Genomic DNA, 17,764 nt, shown 5'->3' on the forward strand with positions numbered 1-17,764 from the left:
CCGCGCGCTGTCAGCGGTTCAACGCCCGGCAGCGCGCGATGTCGCAGGCGGTGGGCAGCATCGAGCGGTACTCGACGACGCTGCCCCAACTCCTCGAGTCGCGCAGCGCGCAGCGTTCGCCCTTGCCGTTGTCGTAATAGGACATGGTGTCGACGCAGCGCTTCGAATGCGCCATCAGGCCGAAGAAGTGACCCATCTCGTGCGACAGCACCATCTGCAGCGTCTGGTCGGCGGGGTACTTCGGATTGCGCTCGCGCAGCAGCGCGAACAGGCCGGGGCCGATGGACAGGCTTCTCGCGGTGACGTTGGCCAGGGCGAACTGGCCGCGGCTGCCGGCGTCGCTCCAGAGGATCTGGATGGCGTCCTCGGGCGGCAGCTGGCCGCGCGGGACGGCGATCACGGTCAGGCGCAGGTCGCAGGCGGACCAGGCCTGGGCCGAGCGCTTCACGAGCGCGAGCACCTGCGATTCGGTGAACCAGGGCGGCGCGTTGTCATGCCGGTAGGCGAAACGCAGCGAGCGCGAGGCGATCGGACGATCGCGGCCATCGCCCCAGGTCTGGAGCTCGCCGGGCAGGCATTGGGCGATCTCCTGATCGCGCACCGGTGGAGCCTGCGCGGGCGCACTGGCCGTTCCCTTCTCCGGCGGCACGAACTGCGCGCGGCCGGCCGGGGCGAACAGCGCGACCGCCACGGACGCGAGCGCCGCCGCCCACACGCCGCGTGCGCGCCGCATCGTCAGGCGGCCCTGAGCACGCCACGCACGCGCGGCCACAGCAGGTTGACGGCCAGGCCGCTGATCACGAGCGCGGCGGCCATCAGCTTCCACGGCGGCAGGCCTTCGCCGAGCAGCAGCGCGGAGCAGCTCATGCCGAACACCGGCACGAGCAGCGCCATCGGCACGACGGTCGCGGCGGGATGGCGCGAGAGCAGCCAGCTCCAGGCGCCGTAGCCGAACAGCGTATTGCCGGCCGACTGCCAGAGCACGGCGGCCCAGGCGCCGGGACCGGCCTGGGCGAGGGCCTCGCCGATCCGGGCGGGGCCTTCGACGATGAGCGACAGCGCGAACAGCGGCGGCGCGGCGAAGGCGCTGCTCCAGACGACGTAGGCGAGCATGTTCACGGCGCCAGCGCGCTTGCCGACGATGTTGCCGCTGGACCAGCTGAACGCCGCGACCAGCACCATCGCCAGGCCGAGCACGGTGGTCGAGCCGTCGGTGTGCGAGGCGATGACGCCGATGCCGGCGGCCGCCATCGCGAGCGCGAGCCACTGGAAACCCTGGACGCGCTCGCCGCTCATGCGCATCGCGAGCAGCAGCGTGAAGAACACCTGGGTCTGGATGACGAGGGAGGCGAGCCCCGGGGAGATCTGGGAGCCCATCGCCAGGTAGAGCAGCGCGAACTGCCCGACGCCGACGAAGGCGCCGTAGGCGGCAAGGTTGCGCCAGCCGACCTTGGGGCGGGGCAGCAGGAACATCGCCGGCACGGCGGCGAGCGTGAAGCGCAGCGCGGCGAACAGCAGCGGCGGGAACGCGTTCAGGCCCCAGCGGATCACGACGAAATTGCTTCCCCAGATGGCGACGACGGACAGCGCGAGCAGGAAATGGCGGAGCGGTAGCGTCATGACGGCCGAGGCGAGCGGGGGATCGCCGACTATGCCAGCGCGGCTTCAAACCGGACCGATACAGGAACTTGCGGAGGCGACCGGCACAGTCTGCTGGCCCTCACCCCTCCCGCAAGCGGGTGAGGGAGTAGGAAGAGCCGAGCAGCGCAGTCAACCCCCTCGCCCCCGCAGGGGGAGAGGGAAGGGGAGAGGGGCCTCGTGCCCCAGCGCTGCTGCCCTTCGAAGCGCCCCCTCTCCCCTGCCCTCGCCCCCCTCGCGGGGGGCGAGGGGGTTGGTCAGCAGCAGCGCTTGACACGGTTGCTCTCCCCCCCTTGGGGGCGAGGGAGTTGGCGGTCGTGGTCAGGCAAGTCCAAGCGCTTGACACGGTTGCTCTGTCACTTCGCCGGAAAGAGCGGAGTGAGGGTCTTCAGCCTTTGGGCCGGAGGTGCCCCAGCGGCAACGCGCCGCCTGCCTTCACTTCCCCGAGCGAGAAACTCGTGTGGATGTCCTTCACGTTCGGCAGGTTCAGCAGCGTGTCGATCGAGAACCGGCTGAACGCATCCAGGTCGGTCGCCATCACCTCCAGCTCGAAGGTCCCCGCCCCGCTGATGTAGTGGCAGGCGATCACCTCCGGCAGTTGCCGGATCGCCTCCTCCAGCTCCTTCGTCGCGGCGCCGTTGTTGCGGTCCGCGTCCACCCGCACGAAGGCCAGCACTCCCAGCCCCAGCCGGCGCCGGTCGATCTCCGCGCGATACCCGGTGATGAAGCCCTGCTCCTCCAGCCAGCGCACCCGCCGCCAGGTCGGCGCCGGCGACAACCCGATCCTCGCCGCCAGTTCCGCGTTCGACAGCCGGGCCTCCCGCTGCAGCTCCCCCAGGATGGCCACGTGATACCGGTCGAGTTCCCCACTCGCGGGGCCTCCGGCCGCCGCCGCGTCCTCGTGCTCCTCGGCGCCGGTCGAACCCGCCGCCGCCCTCATGGTTTTCCCTGATGAGCCATTTTTCGATGCCATACGAATCCCTTTCACCGTTTCGGGAAAGATTCTTGCTCAAGCTGCCGCTCACGGCGCAGAACGAGCAAACACTCGCCGGGCATTGTTTCCTACACTGATCGCTGCGTTTTGCGCGCGCCAACATACTTGGCGCGACGGCAGCCCAGGCACACGGCCCGCCACAAGCGGGACCGAGGTCAGCCACCCATCAGGAGACTCCCCCCATGAACGCCCCCTTGCCCGAACACATCCTGCGTGCGCTAGAAAAGGTCACGCTGGACGACAAGTACGCCCTCGACGAAGGGCGCGCCTTCATGAGCGGGGTCCAGGCCCTGGTCCGGCTGCCGATGCTGCAGCGCACCCGCGACGCCATCGCCGGCCTCAACACCGCCGGCTTCATCTCCGGCTACCGCGGCTCCCCGCTGGGCGGCTACGACCAGGCCCTGATGGCCGCCAAGAAGCACCTGGCCAAGCAGAACATCGTCTTCCAGCCCGGCGTCAACGAGGAACTCGGCGCCACCGCCGTCTGGGGCACCCAGCAGATGGCCCTGTTCCCCGAGAAGGCCAAGTTCGATGGCGTCTTCGGCATGTGGTACGGCAAGGGCCCCGGCGTCGACCGCTGCATCGACGTCTTCAAGCACGCCAACATGGCCGGCACCTCCCGGCATGGCGGCGTCATCGCCATCGCCGGCGATGACCACATCGCCAAGAGCTCCACCGCCGCCCACCAGAGCGACCACGTCTTCAAGGCCGTCGGCTTCCCGGTGTTCTTCCCGTCCAGCGTCCAGGACATCCTCGACATGGGGCTGCACGCGTTCGCGATGAGCCGCTTCTCCGGCCTGTGGTCGGGCATGAAGACGATCCAGGAGATCGTCGAGTCCTCCAGCAGCGTCAGCGTCGACCCCGATCGCGTCGAGATCCTGATGCCCGAGGACTTCCAGATGCCCCCGGGCGGCCTGCACATCCGCTGGCCCGACCCGCCGCTGGACCAGGAAGCCCGGATGATGGACTTCAAGTGGTACGCCGCCCTCGCCTACGTCCGCGCGAACAGGCTCAACCACAACGTCATCAGCACGCCCCATGACCGCATCGGCCTGATCGCCTCCGGCAAGGCCTGGAACGACACCCGCCAGGCGCTGCACGACCTGGGCCTGGACGACGACAGCTGCCGCCGCCTGGGCATCCGGCTGCACAAGGTCAACGTCGTGTGGCCGCTGGAGGCCACCATCACCCGCGACTTCGCCACCGGCCTGCAGGAGATCCTCGTCATCGAGGAGAAGCGCCAGATGATCGAGTACCAGCTCAAGGAGGAGCTGTACAACTGGCGTCCCGACGTGCGCCCGAACGTGCTCGGCAAGTTCGACGAGACCGACGGCGACCGCAGCGGCGGCGAGTGGAGCCAGCCCAATCCCAGCAGCAACTGGCTGCTGCGCCCGCAGGCCGACCTGACGCCGGCCATCATCGCCCGCGCCATCGCCAAGCGGCTGAGGAAGCTGGGTGTGGACGCCGACACCGCCGCGCGCCTGGATGCCCGCGTCGCGCTGATCGACGCCAAGGAACAGTCGCTCAAGAGCGAGGAGAAGACCGCCGGCGGCGCCGACCGCACGCCCTGGTTCTGCTCCGGCTGCCCGCACAACACCAGCACCCGCGTGCCGGACGGCTCGCGCGCCGTCGGCGGCATCGGCTGCCACTACATGGTCACCTGGATGCCGGGCCGCAACACCGCGACCTTCACCCAGATGGGCGGCGAGGGCGTGCCCTGGGTCGGCCAGGCGCCGTTCACCGACGAGAAGCACATCTTCAGCAACCTCGGCGACGGCACCTACTTCCACAGCGGCAGCCTGGCGATCCGCCAGTCCATCGCGGCCGGCGTGAACATCACCTACAAGGTGCTCTACAACGACGCCGTCGCGATGACCGGCGGCCAGCAGGTCGGCGAGCGCCCCGAGGGCCACAGCGTCACGCAGATCATGAACAGCCTGATCAGCGAAGGCGTCGCCAAGCTGGTCATCGTCACCGACGAACCGGAGAAGTACGACGGCAAGCCGCTCGCCGCCGGCGTGACGGTGCATCACCGCGACGAGCTCGACGCCATCCAGCGCCAGTTCCGCGAGATCCCCGGCACCACGGTCATCATCTACGACCAGACCTGCGCCACCGAGAAGCGCCGCCGCCGCAAGCGCGGCAAGCTGGCCGACCCGGCCAAGCGCACCGTCATCAACGAGCTGGTCTGCGAAGGCTGCGGCGACTGCTCGGTGCAATCGAACTGCCTGTCGGTCGAGCCGCTCGAGACCGAGTTCGGCCGCAAGCGCCAGATCAACCAGAACACCTGCAACAAGGACTTCTCCTGCGTGAAGGGCTTCTGCCCGAGCTTCGTTACCATCGAGGGCGGCGAGCTCAGGAAGCCGAAGAAGGACAAGCGCGTCAGCCCGTTCGACGCCTCGCTGCCGGCGATCCCGCAGCCGGTGGTGCCGAACGCGTCCGAGGCCTGGGGCATCGTCGTCGCGGGCGTCGGCGGCACCGGCGTGATCACGATCGGCCAGTTGCTCGGCATGGCCGCGCACCTGGAGGGCAAGGGCGTCGTCACGCAGGACGCGGCCGGCCTGGCGCAGAAGGGCGGCGCGACCTGGAGCCACATCCAGATCGCCAACTCGCCGGACGCGATCTACTGCACCAAGGTCGGCACCGCCGAGGCCGACCTGGTCATCGCCTGCGATTCCATCGTCGCCGCCAACAAGACGACGCTGGCCGTGATGCGCGAGGGCCGCAGCTTCGTCGCGCTGAACACGCACGGCTCGCCCACCGCCACGCTGGTCAACGACGCGAACTGGTCCTTCCCGGGCGCGGCCTGCGAGGCCGCGGTGCAGAAGGCCGTCGGGGCGTCCCACCTGGGCATGTTCGACGCGGAAGAGGTCGCGGTGAAGCTGCTGGGCGACTCGCTGTACACCAACCCGCTGATGCTGGGCTATGCGTGGCAGAAGGGCCGCGTGCCGCTGAGCCATGCCGCGCTGATGCGCGCCATCGAGCTCAACGGCGTGCAGGTGGACAACAACAAGGCCGCCTTCGAATGGGGCCGCCGCTGCGCCCATGACCTGGCCGCGGTGCAGTCGCTGTTCGCGGCGCAGCAGGTGATCAACTTCGTCAAGCGCCAGGGCGTGGATGAGCTGATCTCCAAGCGCGTCGAGTTCCTGGTCGGCTACCAGAACGCCGCCTACGCCGAGCAGTACCGCGCCTTCGTCGAGAAGGTCCGCGCCGCCGAACTGCCGCTGGGCAGCACCCGCCTGACCGAGGCCGTCGCGCGCTATCTGTTCAAGCTGATGGCCTACAAGGACGAGTACGAGGTGGCCCGTCTGCACACGGACACCCGGTTCCTCGAGAAGATCCAGGCCCAGTTCGAGGGCGACTTCAAGGTCGTGCACCACCTGGCGCCGCCGATGCTCGCCAGGAAGAACGACAAGGGCGAGCTGCAGAAGCGCGCCTTCGGCGGCTGGGTGCGTCCGGCGATGGGCGTGCTGGCGAAGATGAAGGGCCTGCGCGGCACCGCCTTCGATCCGTTCGGCCACACCGGGGAACGCAAGATGGAGCGCCAGCTGATCGCCGACTACCGCGCGACGATCGAAGCCATCCTGGCCAAGGGCCTGACCGCCGAGCGCCTGCCGGTGGCCGTCGACTTGGCCCGCATTCCGGAGGACATCCGCGGCTACGGCCATGTCAAGGAGCGTCACCTCAAGGCGGCGCGCCTGAAGTGGGACCAGCTCGCCAAGCGCTGGCAGGAAGCGGCGTAAGGCCCGGCCATCCGCTGGCGGACGCGGCCCGTCCGGGGAAACCCGGGCGGGCCGCGTGTCTTTCGTCATCTTGGGCGACTGGCGACGCCCTCTCATGGGGGAGGTGCGGTTTTCCCGGCAAGGGGCATCGATAGACTCGCACCCCTCGGCCCGTCAGAGGCCACGCACTTTCCGGCCCGCGAGGCCGTTTCGAGGGAGCTTCCCATGACCACCATCCCCCTGTCCCGCTGGATGCGGACCCTGGCCGGCGCCGTCGCGCTCGGCGCCTCCTTCCTCGCGGCCCCGGCCGCCTCGGCCCAGGCCGCGAACAACGAGTTCGACCAGGTCTTCGCGGCCGCGCAGAAGGACATCGTCAAGGGCCCGCAGGACGTCAAGCTGTCCAGCCAGGCCGTGCTGCACCTGCCCGACGGCAAGCTCTACATCCCGCAGCCGCACGCCGCCCAGCTGATGCACGCGATGGGCAACCCGGGCGACTACAGCGACCTGGAGGGCCTGGTGTTCCAGCGCGACGACGACGGCTGGTTCGCGACGCTGCGCTTCGAGAAGTCGGGCTACATCAAGGACGACGACGCCAAGCACTGGGACGCCGCCGACATGCTCAAGAGCTTCAAGGAAGGCACCGAGGCCAGCAACGAGGAGCGCAAGAAGATGGGCGGCCGCGCGCTGGAGATCACCGGCTGGGCGCAGGAGCCGGCCTACGCCGCGGACACGCACCGGCTGGTGTGGGCGATGAAGTCGCGCGAGGTCGGCGCGCCGGCGAACGAGCCGCAGGGCGTCAACTACAACACCTACGCGCTGGGCCGCGAGGGCTACATGTCGCTGAACCTGGTCACCGGCCTGGACGACCTGCCCAAGTACAAGGGCCAGGCGCAGCAGCTGCTGGGCGCGCTCGAGTTCAACGACGGCAAGCGCTACGCCGACTTCAACGGCAGCACCGACAAGGTCGCCGAGTACGGCCTGGCCGCGCTGGTGCTGGGCGTGGGCGCGAAGAAGCTGGGGCTGCTGGCGGTGATCGGCGCGTTCTTCCTGAAGTTCGCCAAGATCATCGTGCTGGCGGCGGTCGGCTTCGGCGGCGCGATCATGAAGCTGTTCGGCCGCAAGAAGAGCGAGACCGCGGAGTCTTGATCCGCGCTGCTCGCGGACTCGCGGCCTTCCTGGCGGTCAGGATGCACGATGTGCACGATGTGCACGAGATGCTGAGCACCGCTCAGGCGGTCAGGTCCGGCGCGCGATAGAACATCGTCGTCGGCGTCTTGCCGCCCTGCCCGCTCGCCCAGCGGAAATGCGGGCTGGCGGCCTGGTTGTCGACGACGATCATCTCGTCCCCGTTCACCGCCCGCAGCACCAGATACACATGGTCCTCGCCATGGTGCCGCTCCGCGCGGCAGGTGCTGCCGATGTCGCCGGCCCGCTGGTTGCCTGGCGCCACCTCGATCCAGCCCCGGGCCAGCAGCATCGCCGGCACGTCCAGGGCCCAGAACAGGTCGGGCACGTCGAATCCCGCGCCCTGCATCAACACGGACAAGGTGATCGCGCAGCCATCGGCCGGATACACCGTGCCGTCTTCGTTCAACAGCTTGCGCGCGGCCAGCGCCTGCGCGGCGCGCAGTTGATCGGGATCGAGCGCATGCGCCAGGAGCGCGACGACCCTGTCGTGGTCCGGGATCGCGTCGACATCGGCATCGGCGCCGGCGAGGCGGGTGCTCGTGGCGCTGCTCGCGGGACGATCGCCGTTCGGACAGGGGTGGGAAGAGAAGTTGGTGGACATGTCGGCCTCGAGGCAAGAGGAATGGGAAATCGTCCGCCGGCCTCGATCGGAGGAGCCAGCGGCGCATTCCTCAGTGAAGGCGGCCGGCCGGCCCGCTTCAGTCGGGCTTGCCGCCCTTCGAGGCCTTGGCGGGCTTCGCCCGCTTGGCTGCCTTCGCCGGCTTGAAGGCCGGGATCGCGCGGACGGCCTTGGCGGCCCGCTCCAACGCCTGCTTCTGGCGCGGCCGCAGCCAGCCCAGCGAGAACCCGGCTCTCGCGGCGGCCGGCACATCGCTGCTGGCCATCGCCAGCGCGAGCTGCTCGCGGGCCTGGGACAGGCCGATCTCGAGGTCGTTCAGGGCACCGAGCTTCTGCGCCGCCTCGTGGACGCGCTCGAGCAACTTGCCGCGGGTCTCCAGTTCCTTCTTCGACAGCCGGCGGCCGTCCGCGCCGCCGGGCACGGCGAAGGCGAGTTCCATCGCCAGCCGCAGACGGCGCAGACGCCGGCGCAGGTGGTGACGGCCTTCGGCGTCGAGCCGGTCGAAGCGCTTGAGCTGCTTGTCCGCGGCGGCCCGCCACTGGGCGATGCGCTCATGCACGAAGGACAGGTCCTGCTGCGACCCGGGCACGTGCTCCGGCTCGGGACGCGCGAGCCAGCCGATGATCGCGAGCATCCAGCCCTGGACCTCGCGCGCGTGGATCAGACCGGCCACGTCGACGCGCGGCGCGGCGGCGGCCTCGGGCGCGGCGGCGGACGGACGCTCGGCGCGCCAGGCGGCAAGCATCGCGACTCGCCAGGGCGCCTCGGCCTGCGCGTCCGCGTCCCGCGCGGCGGTGAGCCGCCGCGACAACTGTCCCGCGCCATCGGCGAGCGCGTGGAGCGCCACCTCGTCGTCCCCGGCCAGCAGCCGCAGGCCGGCGCGCAACCGGCGCAGGGCGACGCGGAGCTGGTGCAGGTGCTCGGGCTGATGCCGGCCGCTGACGATCTGCGAGGCGTTGCCCAGGACCGGCTCGAGGCAGTCACGCAGCAGCACGTGCAGCGCGTCGTCGCGGGTCATGTCGCCGGTCCAATGGATGCCATGCGACTCGGCGACCGGCGCGCAGTCCAGGTTGCGCGCCAGCAGATCGCCGCGCAGCGCCTTGGTGCGCAGCTCCAGCGACAGCCCGAAGCGCTCGACGGCCCATTGGCGGGCGACCTCGAGGACCGCGCGCGCCTGGCCGCTCTTGAGCTCGATCTCGAGTTCGGCGACGGCGGCCGAGCGCAGCGTGTCGCCCTCGCCGGCGAGCAGCGCGCCGTGGTCGAGCGCGAGTTCGACGAGTCCGTAGCGCGTGCGCAGCGGCCGCGTCAGGCGCGTGATGTCGGTGCGGAACAGCGCTTGCAACGCGCCCTCGGGCAGCGTGGCGAGCAACTCCTGCAGCGCCTGGCCGGCAGGGTGGTCGGCGTGCCGCGCGACGTCCAGCGCGGGGGTGTCGGCGCCGAGCGGAACGTTGTGTTCGAGCCGGGTCATGCCGTCGGGCGCGGCGCCCTTGAGCGTCTGCACCCAGACCTCGCCCTCGCGGCGCAGGCGCAGCGCGAAACCGGCGCGCGCGAGATCGCGCTCGGCGGTGTCGAAGTAGGCGGCCTGCAGGCGCTCCTGCGCGGCGGTGGACTTGCCGCTCCCCGCCACCCAGCGATGCACCGCGGGCCATTGCGATTCGGGGATCTGGAAACGGAGCTCGATTTCGTTCATGGGGCAGTGTCGCATGCGAGGGGTGACAGCAAGGCAATGGCCTCCTCGCCCGGCTGCCCCGCCCGATCGAACCACAGCTCGGTGCCCGCACCGGTCACCCGAAGCACGGCGAAGCCGTCGCCCGGGTGGTCCACCCATGCACCGACGACGCATCTCAGACGCCGTCCCTCGGGGCCGTCGAACTCGAACATCTCCGGCGCGGCGAGTTCCTCCTCGGCGGTGATCGCGAACGGCCACGGCGCGTACAGCGCCGAGCTGTGCACCGAATGCACCCGCACCGGCGACGGGTCATCGCCGTCGATGGCCGAGATCTCCACGCTCGCCCAGCCCGAGCGGTGCTCGTCGCCGGAGAGGAACACCAGCCCCGAGGCGCGATGCCGCCACACCTCGCCGAGCAGCTCATGCAGGCTGTGCGGATACCCGTCCCACGCATCCGAGCGCAGGCAACTGGCCGCGTGCTCCACCGTCGTCCGCTTGCGCGGCAGCGGCAGCGAGCCGCTCATCACGAAACGCGGCCGGCCCGCGCCGCGCGCCAGCCACTCGCCGAAGGCATCCCGCTGCGCGACGGACCACATCCGGGCTGTCGACCAGGTCGCGACGCGCCGGGACTCGCGCTCGCAGCGCGCGTCGGCGATGAAGAACGCCGCCCCGCGCCAGTCGAAGTCATGCCACAGCAGCCCGGGCCCGCCCACCCGCGCGCCCGCTTCCCATCGGTGATCCCAGGCCGCCTGCCGCGCCACCTCGAACCACGGGCCGTGGCCGCCATGACCCGCGCGCGGGCTCGGCTCCCAGTTGTCGACGATCTCGTGGTCGTCGACGCCGTGCACCACGCGCGCCACCGTCGGCGGCAACAGCCGCGCGGGACCGGCCTTGAATTCGCCATAGGCGCGCGCGTAGCGCTCGACGCCGCTGCGCGAATCCGCCAGGCCGCCGCTCGCATCCGCATAGATCTGGTCGCCGGCGAACAGCACCAGCGAGCACGCCCGCCCCCGTGCCGTCGAGCGCGTGAACCGGTGCAGCCGCGCCATCGCCGCCAGCGCCGGTCCCGCCTGCGAGGCGTCGAGCTCCCAGCCCGGGCTCACGTCGAGCAGCCCCGGCGGGTATTGGCAGGCGGCCAGGGCGAAGCACACGCCGCTCGCGTCCGCCGCGGCCGTCGCGGCCTCGCCCGGCGCGGGCACGAAGCCGTGAGCCCAGCGATGCGGCGGCAGGTCCAGCAACTCGTCGAGCGCGCCTTCCACCTGCGCGCGCAGTTCCTCCTCGCCGAGCTCATGCATCACGCCGTGATGCACGCCCTCCATCGCGAGCGCGCGCGGCTCCAGATACAGCGCCAGCAGCAGCAGCCCATCCATCGCGATGCCGGGGTCCTCGTCATCCGTGTCCGCCGCGTCCGCCGCGGCCGGCTCGCGCGGCGCCGGCGCCGGAAAGGCCTCCACCGCCTGCGAGCCCCGCCACGGCGCGCCGGGCTGGCCAACACCCGGTGCCACGAAGGGCTCGATCCGCCACGGCAGCGGCAGGCGCTCGTAGTCCCACCCGCCGCGCCAGCGCATCGGCACCCACAGCAGCCAGTGGGGCCAGCCGCGCTCCGGCCGCAGCGCCGTCAGCACCGGCACGCGGCCGCCTTCCGGCGCGCCGTGCTCGACGCGATGACCCGGCGCCTCCGCGCTGATCAGCAGCGCGCTCGGCGCCAGCCTGCGGAAGATCGCGCTCATGGCTGCGGCTCCTCGGCCAGGAAGGCCAGCACGTGCGGGAACACCTGCGTCGCGACATGGCGCCCGATCAGGCAGTCCTGATGCCCATGCCCCGCGATCACCCGGTAGCGATAGCGCCCCGGCGCCGCCTGGTCGTAGTAGTCCTTCAGCAGCTCCGCGCTGTCCGCGCTGCACAGGCCGTTGTCCTCGCCATGCAGCGACAGCACCGGGAAGGCCTTCAGCAGCGCCAGGCTCTTGGCCAGGCTGTCGAGGTAGACGCTCGCGCCCTGCCAGTCGGTGATCTCGTGGCAGCGCGCGAAGTGGATCGCCTGCGCGACGGTGTCCATGTTCAGCGGCCCGAAGTGGTCGTCGATGAAATCGAACACCGGCTGGTCCACGTTGCCGATCGCGAAGTCGCGCCCGTAGAGCAGGTCCATCCGGTGCCGCGTCGCCGTCCACGGCGTGCGCCGCATGCGCCATGGCGGCCAGGGCGGCGGGTTCTCGAGGTCGAACTCCGCGTCCGGATACGGCAGGCTCGACAGCAGCCGGTCCAGCAGCCGATCGGCCAGCGCCGGCTCCCCGGCGGGCCGGAAGGCGAAGTCGCTCATCGGCAGGTAGGGCCGCACGTACTGCATCAGCACGCCGCGCAGGCTGTTCGTCGGCGACATCACCATCAGCGGCGTCACCTGCGAGATCACCAGCTTCTCGATGCGGTCACGCAGCTTCACGCGCAGCGCATGGAAGCGTTCCCACGGCTGCTCGCGCGGCTCGAGAAGCGCCATGTGCAGCATCACCGAGCCCATGCAGTGCGCGAACACGGCCAGCCGCTCGCGGCCGGTCTCGCGCAGCACGCGGTCGACGGCCAGCGGAATGTCGTTGAACGCCGCCTCCTCGAAGGTCCACGGCAGCTTCGCGGTGGGCTGGCCGGCGCTGGTGCGCATGTCCACGATCCAGACGTCGTAGCCCGCGTCCCACAGCAGCTTCGCCGGGCCCGGCCGCACCGAGTGATGCGCGAAGGTCGTGCCGCTGGCGCTGTAGCCATGGATCATCAGCACCGGCATGCCGCCCGGACGCGCGTAGCGCGTCAGCCGGATCAGCACCGGGTCGTCGTCGTCCGGACGCGGCGGCCGGTCCAGGTCCTGGCGCTGCGCGCCGGCATCGCCCCAGCGGCCGGCGGCCATCTCCGTCACCGCCGGCTCCGGCAGCCCCGGCACCACGCCGGGCAGGCGCGACACCTGCCGCGCCGGCGCCTCGTCGGGCTTGCGGAAGGTCCAGGCATGCAGGCCCACCGTCATCCGCGCGACGTAGGCCATCAGCGCGCCGATGTCGCGCGCCGCGGACGGGATGTCGCGCGCCTGCCGGATGCGCAGCAGCGGCAGCCGTTCGCGGGCCAGATGGTGGAGGTCCAGCGTCAGCGTGATGGCGCGCTCGCCGGGCGGCGGCGACAGGCCCGCGACCGGCTTCAGCACCATCCGGCTCAATTGCGTCCAGGGATTGCCGCGCCGCGTGTAGCTGACGCGCTTGCAGCCCTCCAGTCCCTGCATGCGCAAACCGGCCGCCCAATCCGGCAGCGCGGCGTCCGGATCGATGCGGACGCGGTAACGCATCAGGCGCGCCTCGCCCGCGTGGCCGGAGAGATGCCAGGCATTGACGGCGCGTTCGCGCAGGCCGGCGCGCGCCGCGCCCGGCGCCTTCGGTGGCGAGCGCCCGGCGGCCCAGTCGGTCAGCCCCTGCCAGCAATCACGCACGCCGCGATTGATGGCCCACGCCCAGAGTCCGCGCGCATGGCGGCGCAGCGGGCCGGAGCCCTCGCGCTGGAACAGCGTGAGCTCGCCCTCGGCCAGCGGCGCGGTGAACAGCGCCCGGTCGTCGCCGCGCTCCTCGTGCGACCACAGCCGGCCGTCGCCGGGATTCGGCCCCACCACCTCGAAGCGGCCGGCGCGGGTTTCGCGCGTCTCGAACACGCGCAGCCGGCTGCCCGGCGCGACGATCAGCCGCCGCTGCGGTCCGGGGCGGAGCAGCTCCACCACCGCCTTCGGGCGATAGGTCACGCACAACTCCAGGTACTTCACCGGCGAGCCGGGCGCCCCGTCCCATCGCAGGAAGCCGCCGAGGCGCTCGCGCACCTCGACCACCGTGGGCTGCGCGGCCGCGGTTGACGGGGCCTCCCGCGACACGTCCCGGAACACCGGCCGTTCGCGTTCGCGTCTGTGCGCCACCGGCGACGGCTCGCCCAGCCCCCAGGCCTGGACGAGCCGGTCCAGCGCCCGCAGCGCGAGCGCGCTGATCGTCAGCGCCGGATTGATCGCGAGCGAGCTCGGCACGATCGCGCCGTCGAGCACCACCAGCCCTTCGTGCACGTCCGTGCCATCGCCGGCGAACACCTGGCCGATCGCGTTGACGACACCGTCCGTGCCGCGGTCGCCCATCGCGCAGCCGCCCAGCGGATGCACGCTGACCATCGGACCGCGCGCGTCGTTGAGGAAGGCCATCTCCGCCGGCAGCAGCTGCCACAGCGGATTGCGCAGCAGCCGCGCGCCCTGCCCGCGCAGACGGCGCTCCAGTGCCTCGTGCCGGCGCACGATCGCGGGCTCGTCGCGCAGTCCGGGCCATTCGACCTGCAAGCCGCCCGGCTCCTCGAACCCCTCGCGCCGCACCAGCCGGCCCGTGCCGCTGTCGTGGCCGATGATCGCCAGCGGCAGGTAGCGGTCCGTCACCGAGGGGCGCACAGCAAAGGGATCGTCGAAGTCATCGCGCTCTTCGTGCGGCCCGGCGTTCGGCCGCGCGAGCGCATCCAGCGTCGCGGCCAGCGCGAAGCTCTCGTCGAACAGCGGCCGCAGCGCGCCGGGCACCGCCAGGTCCTCGATCACGTGATCCGGCCCCGCGTCGAGCAGGCCGGTGATCGTGGGCCCGACCTGCCGCGCGGCGGCGGGCTGGTCCTCGTCCGCGACGGCGTGCACGGCGCGCGGTCCGTCGTGTCCGACCGCGATCACGTCGCCGTTGGCCGAGAAGCCCTGCCCCAGCATCCGCGACACGGTCAGGCCGCGCGCGCGGGACCGCATCAGGATCTCGGTCGAGCCCAGGCTCCCTGCCGCGAGGATCACGCGCCGCGCGAGCACCTCGAAGGGCTCGCCCTGGCGGTCGCGCAGCAGTTCGTCGGTGTGCTGGACCGAGACGCGCCAGCCGACCCCCGGCACCGGCTCGAGGCACTCGACGCTCGCGCCGCAGACGAGTTCCGCGCCCTGCCGCCAGGCCTGCAGCAGCAGACCGGTGTCGAGCGACTGCTTGGCCTCGTGGTTGCAGCCGGTCGCGCAGTCGCCGCAGGCGATGCAGGCGCGATGGCGCCATGCGGCCGCGCCGCGCGGCTCGTCGTCCATCGCGACCTGGAGGCGCGCCGCGCGCGTGCGCGACGCATCGAGTGCCTTCAGCGCATCGAGCCGGCGCGCCTTGAACTGCGGCGCGCGGGCGCGCAAGCGTTCGATGGTGTTGTCGCCCGCCTCGTCCCGGACGCCGAGCAGCCGCTCGGCGCGCTCGAACCAGGGCGTCATGTCCTCGCCGAGGAAGTCCTGCGGCCAGCCCGGCGCGCGCAGCACCGAGGGATCGGGCCGCTCCATCACGCCCGCGTTGATCAGCGATCCGCCGCCCAGCCCGTTGGCCACCGCGACGCACACGTCCGGCCCCAGCCGCAGGTCGAAAAGCCCCTCGCGCCGTCCGCTCGGCGCGTCGGCGCCGGAACGCGCCAGGCGCACATGACCCGGCAGGTCGGCGAAGCGGCTCGGGAAGGCGCCGGGCAGGTACTCGCGTCCGCGCTCCAGCACGGCCACCTCGAGCCGGCGCCCGCCGGCATCACGCCGCCCGGCCAGCGCATGCGCCGCCGCGGCGCCGCCATAGCCGCTGCCGACGATCAGCACGTCCACGGCGGACGGGCCGGGCCCGGGCGTTCCAAGCCTCGCGGCCATCCAGTCCTCGAGCGGCCGCGACAGCCAGCGCGTGCCCCGCGGGCGCTGTGGCGCCTCGCCGGCGGCGTCAGGCGGGACTGGCGGCGCCTCCGCGAATGGACGTGACATCGGAACCCTCCCTGCGCTGGTCGGCCAGCGCGGCTTGCATCGCATGGATGAGCAGGTCTTCGGTGACCGGCTTGTGAAGCAGCGTGAGTCCGGCCTCGTGGGCTTCGCGCAGCCGCTCGGGCGCGGTGTCGCCGCTGATGATCAGCGCCGGCAGGCCCGGGAAGGCGCTGCGCAGCGAGCGCACGGCGCTGATGCCGTCCTCGCCGCCGCGCAGCCGCAGGTCGGTCAGCAGCAGGTCCGGCTGCTGGCCCATGCTCTTGAGCAGCCCCTCGCGCGTGCTGCCCGCCAGCAGCACCTGGCAGCCATGCGCGCTCAGCAGCGCGTGCATCGCCACGCGCACCGGCTCCTCGTCGTCGATCACCAGCACCCGCACCGGCGGCAGCGCCGGCCCGCGGCGCGGCGCGGCGTCGGGCTGCACCTGCGCGATGTCGGCGGCGGTCACGTTCAGCATGAAGCTCGAGCCATGCCCGGGCGCCGAGCGCAGCGCCAGGTGCAGGTCCAGCAGATCGACCAGGCGCGTGACGATGGACAGCCCCAGGCCCAGGCCCTTGGCGCGATCGCGCTCCGGATTCCCGACTTGATAGAACTCCTCGAAGATGCGCTGCTGCTCATGCTCCGGGATGCCCATGCCGGTGTCGCGCACCGACAGCCGCCAGACCTCCTCGTCCTGCCCGCGGTGGACCTCGATGGCCACCTCGCCGCGCATCGTGTACTTGATCGCGTTGTCGATCAGGTTGCGCACGACCCGCTCCAGCAGCACCGGGTCGCTCTCGACGCAGGCCTCGGGCGGACAGTCCAGCCGCAGCAGCAGGTGCTTGCGCAGCGCGGCGGGCTGGAACTCCCGCTGCAGCCGCGCCAGCCAGGGCTGCAGCGCGAAGACCTGGTTGTTCACCGGCACGACGTTGGCATCCAGCTTCGAGATGTCCAGCAGCGCGTCCATCTGCGACGACAGCGATTGCAGCGCCAGGTTCATCTGCGTCACGATGACGCGGCCCTCGTCGTCGAGCGTGCGCTTGTCCAGCGCCGCGCCGAACAGCGACAGCGTGTGCATCGGCTGGCGCAGGTCGTGGCTGGCCGAGGCCAGGAAGCGCGTCTTGGCCGCCATCGCCGATTCCGCCTGCGACAGCGCCTGGCGCAGCTGCTGGTTGTTCTTCACCTGCTGGAGGCGGATCAGCACCGACTCGGCGAACACGCGGTAGGTGTCGCGCGCCAGGCCGGTGAGGATCAGGCCGAAGAAGATGATCAGCGCCGACAGCACCCAGTCCAGCCAGCGGTGCTGGGTGCCGGTCTGGTGGAACAGGCCCCAGGCCAGCGCGGTGGCGATCGTCACCGGCCACAGGAACACCTGCAGCACGACGCGGTGGCCGGCGGTCGTGGCGACCGCGCCGGCGCACAGGCCCAGCAGCACGATGGTCTGGACCATGCGCTGGAAGTCGCTCAGGAAGGGCGCCGCGGCCAGCGAGGCGCTGAAGACCAGGCCGTTGATCAGGCTCAGCCCGACCGCCCAGCGCAGGCGCTGCTCGAGCGGGCGCTCATGCATCTCCGGCAGGCGGCCCAGCACCGCCCAGCGCGCCGCCAGCACCGCGTACACGACCGCGAGCCAGCCGTAGGCCAGCCAGGGCGACATCACGTTGGCCGCCATCACCGCCATCGCCAGCGCGGCGATGCTCACCGGATACGGGACGCGCCGGCCCTGCTTGCCGATCAGGCGCAGCAGTTCGAGTTCGACGCTGGCCTGCTCGGCGCTGCGCTCACCCGGCATGGCAGCCGCCATGGCCGGTGGAGACGGCGCCTGGCCGCTGCCGCGAGGGGAGATGCATGAGAGGTGTAAAGCTTGTTCAGGCGCGGCAATATATCTTGCCGATCCTCTCCCTCCCAAGCGCGTCACCTAGGCTGTGGCGCCCATTCGGGACCGGCGTGCGCGGCGCGGTGTCCGTAAGTGAAAAACCGCCCGTGGAATCGCTAAAAAGCGAAACGCGCATAAAACTATGCCGACCACCGCCACCCTTTCGGGCTTTGGTAGGTCGGCATAGCACTCCTCCCCTTGATCACGACGCTGAGGTCCAGGCAGCGCGCGATCGGTGCCCAGTATGCAAAGCCGCCGGGTCCGCCGATATCCCCCTCAAGTGGGAGTCGCCGAACCGATCTCAGGCAATGC

At 71.3% G+C, this 17,764-nt stretch carries 10 protein-coding genes; 2 read left to right on the top strand and 8 right to left on the bottom strand.

Annotation, left to right across the window (positions count from 1 at the left end):
• Nucleotides 1–10: 10 nt before the first annotated feature.
• The 3 genes from ACEN96_RS00250 to ACEN96_RS00260 form a co-directional block, all read right to left on the bottom strand.
• Nucleotides 11–733 carry a zinc metalloprotease gene (locus ACEN96_RS00250; protein ID WP_495586054.1) on the bottom strand — a complete coding sequence of 241 codons (723 nt, stop codon included), beginning with the start codon at nt 731–733 and terminating at the stop codon, nt 11–13.
• A gap of 2 nt (nt 734–735) precedes the next feature.
• A complete protein-coding gene (locus ACEN96_RS00255) occupies nt 736–1,620 on the bottom strand; it encodes an EamA family transporter (RefSeq protein WP_495586055.1) in 885 nt (294 codons plus the stop codon).
• 406 nt (nt 1,621–2,026) lie between these two features.
• On the bottom strand, nt 2,027–2,578 hold the full coding sequence (locus ACEN96_RS00260; protein WP_495586056.1) for an Lrp/AsnC family transcriptional regulator: 552 nt from the start codon (nt 2,576–2,578) through the stop codon (nt 2,027–2,029).
• A gap of 236 nt (nt 2,579–2,814) precedes the next feature.
• Here ACEN96_RS00260 and ACEN96_RS00265 point away from each other — a divergent pair, with 236 nt between their 5' ends.
• Both ACEN96_RS00265 and ACEN96_RS00270 read left to right on the top strand, forming a co-directional pair.
• Entirely contained in the window at nt 2,815–6,375 is a 3,561-nt protein-coding gene (locus ACEN96_RS00265) for an indolepyruvate ferredoxin oxidoreductase family protein (RefSeq protein ID WP_495586057.1), read from the top strand.
• Nucleotides 6,376–6,579: 204 nt separating this feature from the next.
• Complete coding sequence (locus ACEN96_RS00270) at nt 6,580–7,500, top strand: DUF2167 domain-containing protein (RefSeq protein WP_495586058.1); 921 nt, start codon at nt 6,580–6,582, stop codon at nt 7,498–7,500.
• Nucleotides 7,501–7,582: 82 nt separating this feature from the next.
• Here the strand turns inward: ACEN96_RS00270 and ACEN96_RS00275 are convergent, their stop codons facing one another.
• The 5 genes from ACEN96_RS00275 to ACEN96_RS00295 form a co-directional block, all read right to left on the bottom strand.
• On the bottom strand, nt 7,583–8,143 hold the full coding sequence (locus ACEN96_RS00275; protein ID WP_495586059.1) for a hypothetical protein: 561 nt from the start codon (nt 8,141–8,143) through the stop codon (nt 7,583–7,585).
• A 97-nt stretch (nt 8,144–8,240) separates the two neighbouring features.
• The gene (locus ACEN96_RS00280; protein ID WP_495586060.1) at nt 8,241–9,851 is read right to left on the bottom strand and encodes a CYTH domain-containing protein; all 1,611 of its coding nucleotides are present in this window, start codon (nt 9,849–9,851) and stop codon (nt 8,241–8,243) included.
• Nucleotides 9,848–11,560: an alkaline phosphatase D family protein gene (locus ACEN96_RS00285; protein ID WP_495586061.1), complete on the bottom strand. Its 1,713-nt coding sequence runs from the start codon at nt 11,558–11,560 to the stop codon at nt 9,848–9,850. Before ACEN96_RS00285 ends, ACEN96_RS00280 begins: the two co-directional genes overlap by 4 nt.
• Nucleotides 11,557–15,606 carry an alpha/beta fold hydrolase gene (locus ACEN96_RS00290; RefSeq protein WP_495586062.1) on the bottom strand — a complete coding sequence of 1,350 codons (4,050 nt, stop codon included), beginning with the start codon at nt 15,604–15,606 and terminating at the stop codon, nt 11,557–11,559. Before ACEN96_RS00290 ends, ACEN96_RS00285 begins: the two co-directional genes overlap by 4 nt.
• Nucleotides 15,566–17,368, bottom strand: a complete 1,803-nt coding sequence (locus ACEN96_RS00295) for an ATP-binding response regulator (RefSeq protein WP_495586063.1) — start codon at nt 17,366–17,368, stop codon at nt 15,566–15,568. The genes ACEN96_RS00290 and ACEN96_RS00295 overlap by 41 nt, the downstream gene beginning before the upstream one ends.
• Between the last annotated feature and the right edge of the window lie 396 nt (nt 17,369–17,764).

Source organism: Roseateles sp. Mitsp63 (assembly GCF_059491535.1).

Excerpts from the sequence above, each read along its gene's own strand:
- ACEN96_RS00255 (WP_495586055.1), bottom strand. The coding sequence starts at position 1,620 with ATGACGCTACCGCTCCGCCATTTCCTGCTCGCGCTGTCCGTCGTCGCC.
- ACEN96_RS00290 (WP_495586062.1), bottom strand. The coding sequence starts at position 15,606 with ATGTCACGTCCATTCGCGGAGGCGCCGCCAGTCCCGCCTGACGCCGCC.
- ACEN96_RS00280 (WP_495586060.1), bottom strand. The coding sequence starts at position 9,851 with ATGAACGAAATCGAGCTCCGTTTCCAGATCCCCGAATCGCAATGGCCC.
- ACEN96_RS00260 (WP_495586056.1), bottom strand. The coding sequence starts at position 2,578 with ATGAGGGCGGCGGCGGGTTCGACCGGCGCCGAGGAGCACGAGGACGCG.
- ACEN96_RS00275 (WP_495586059.1), bottom strand. The coding sequence starts at position 8,143 with ATGTCCACCAACTTCTCTTCCCACCCCTGTCCGAACGGCGATCGTCCC.
- ACEN96_RS00250 (WP_495586054.1), bottom strand. The coding sequence starts at position 733 with ATGCGGCGCGCACGCGGCGTGTGGGCGGCGGCGCTCGCGTCCGTGGCG.
- ACEN96_RS00270 (WP_495586058.1), top strand. The coding sequence starts at position 6,580 with ATGACCACCATCCCCCTGTCCCGCTGGATGCGGACCCTGGCCGGCGCC.
- ACEN96_RS00265 (WP_495586057.1), top strand. The coding sequence starts at position 2,815 with ATGAACGCCCCCTTGCCCGAACACATCCTGCGTGCGCTAGAAAAGGTC.
- ACEN96_RS00295 (WP_495586063.1), bottom strand. The coding sequence starts at position 17,368 with ATGCCGGGTGAGCGCAGCGCCGAGCAGGCCAGCGTCGAACTCGAACTG.
- ACEN96_RS00285 (WP_495586061.1), bottom strand. The coding sequence starts at position 11,560 with ATGAGCGCGATCTTCCGCAGGCTGGCGCCGAGCGCGCTGCTGATCAGC.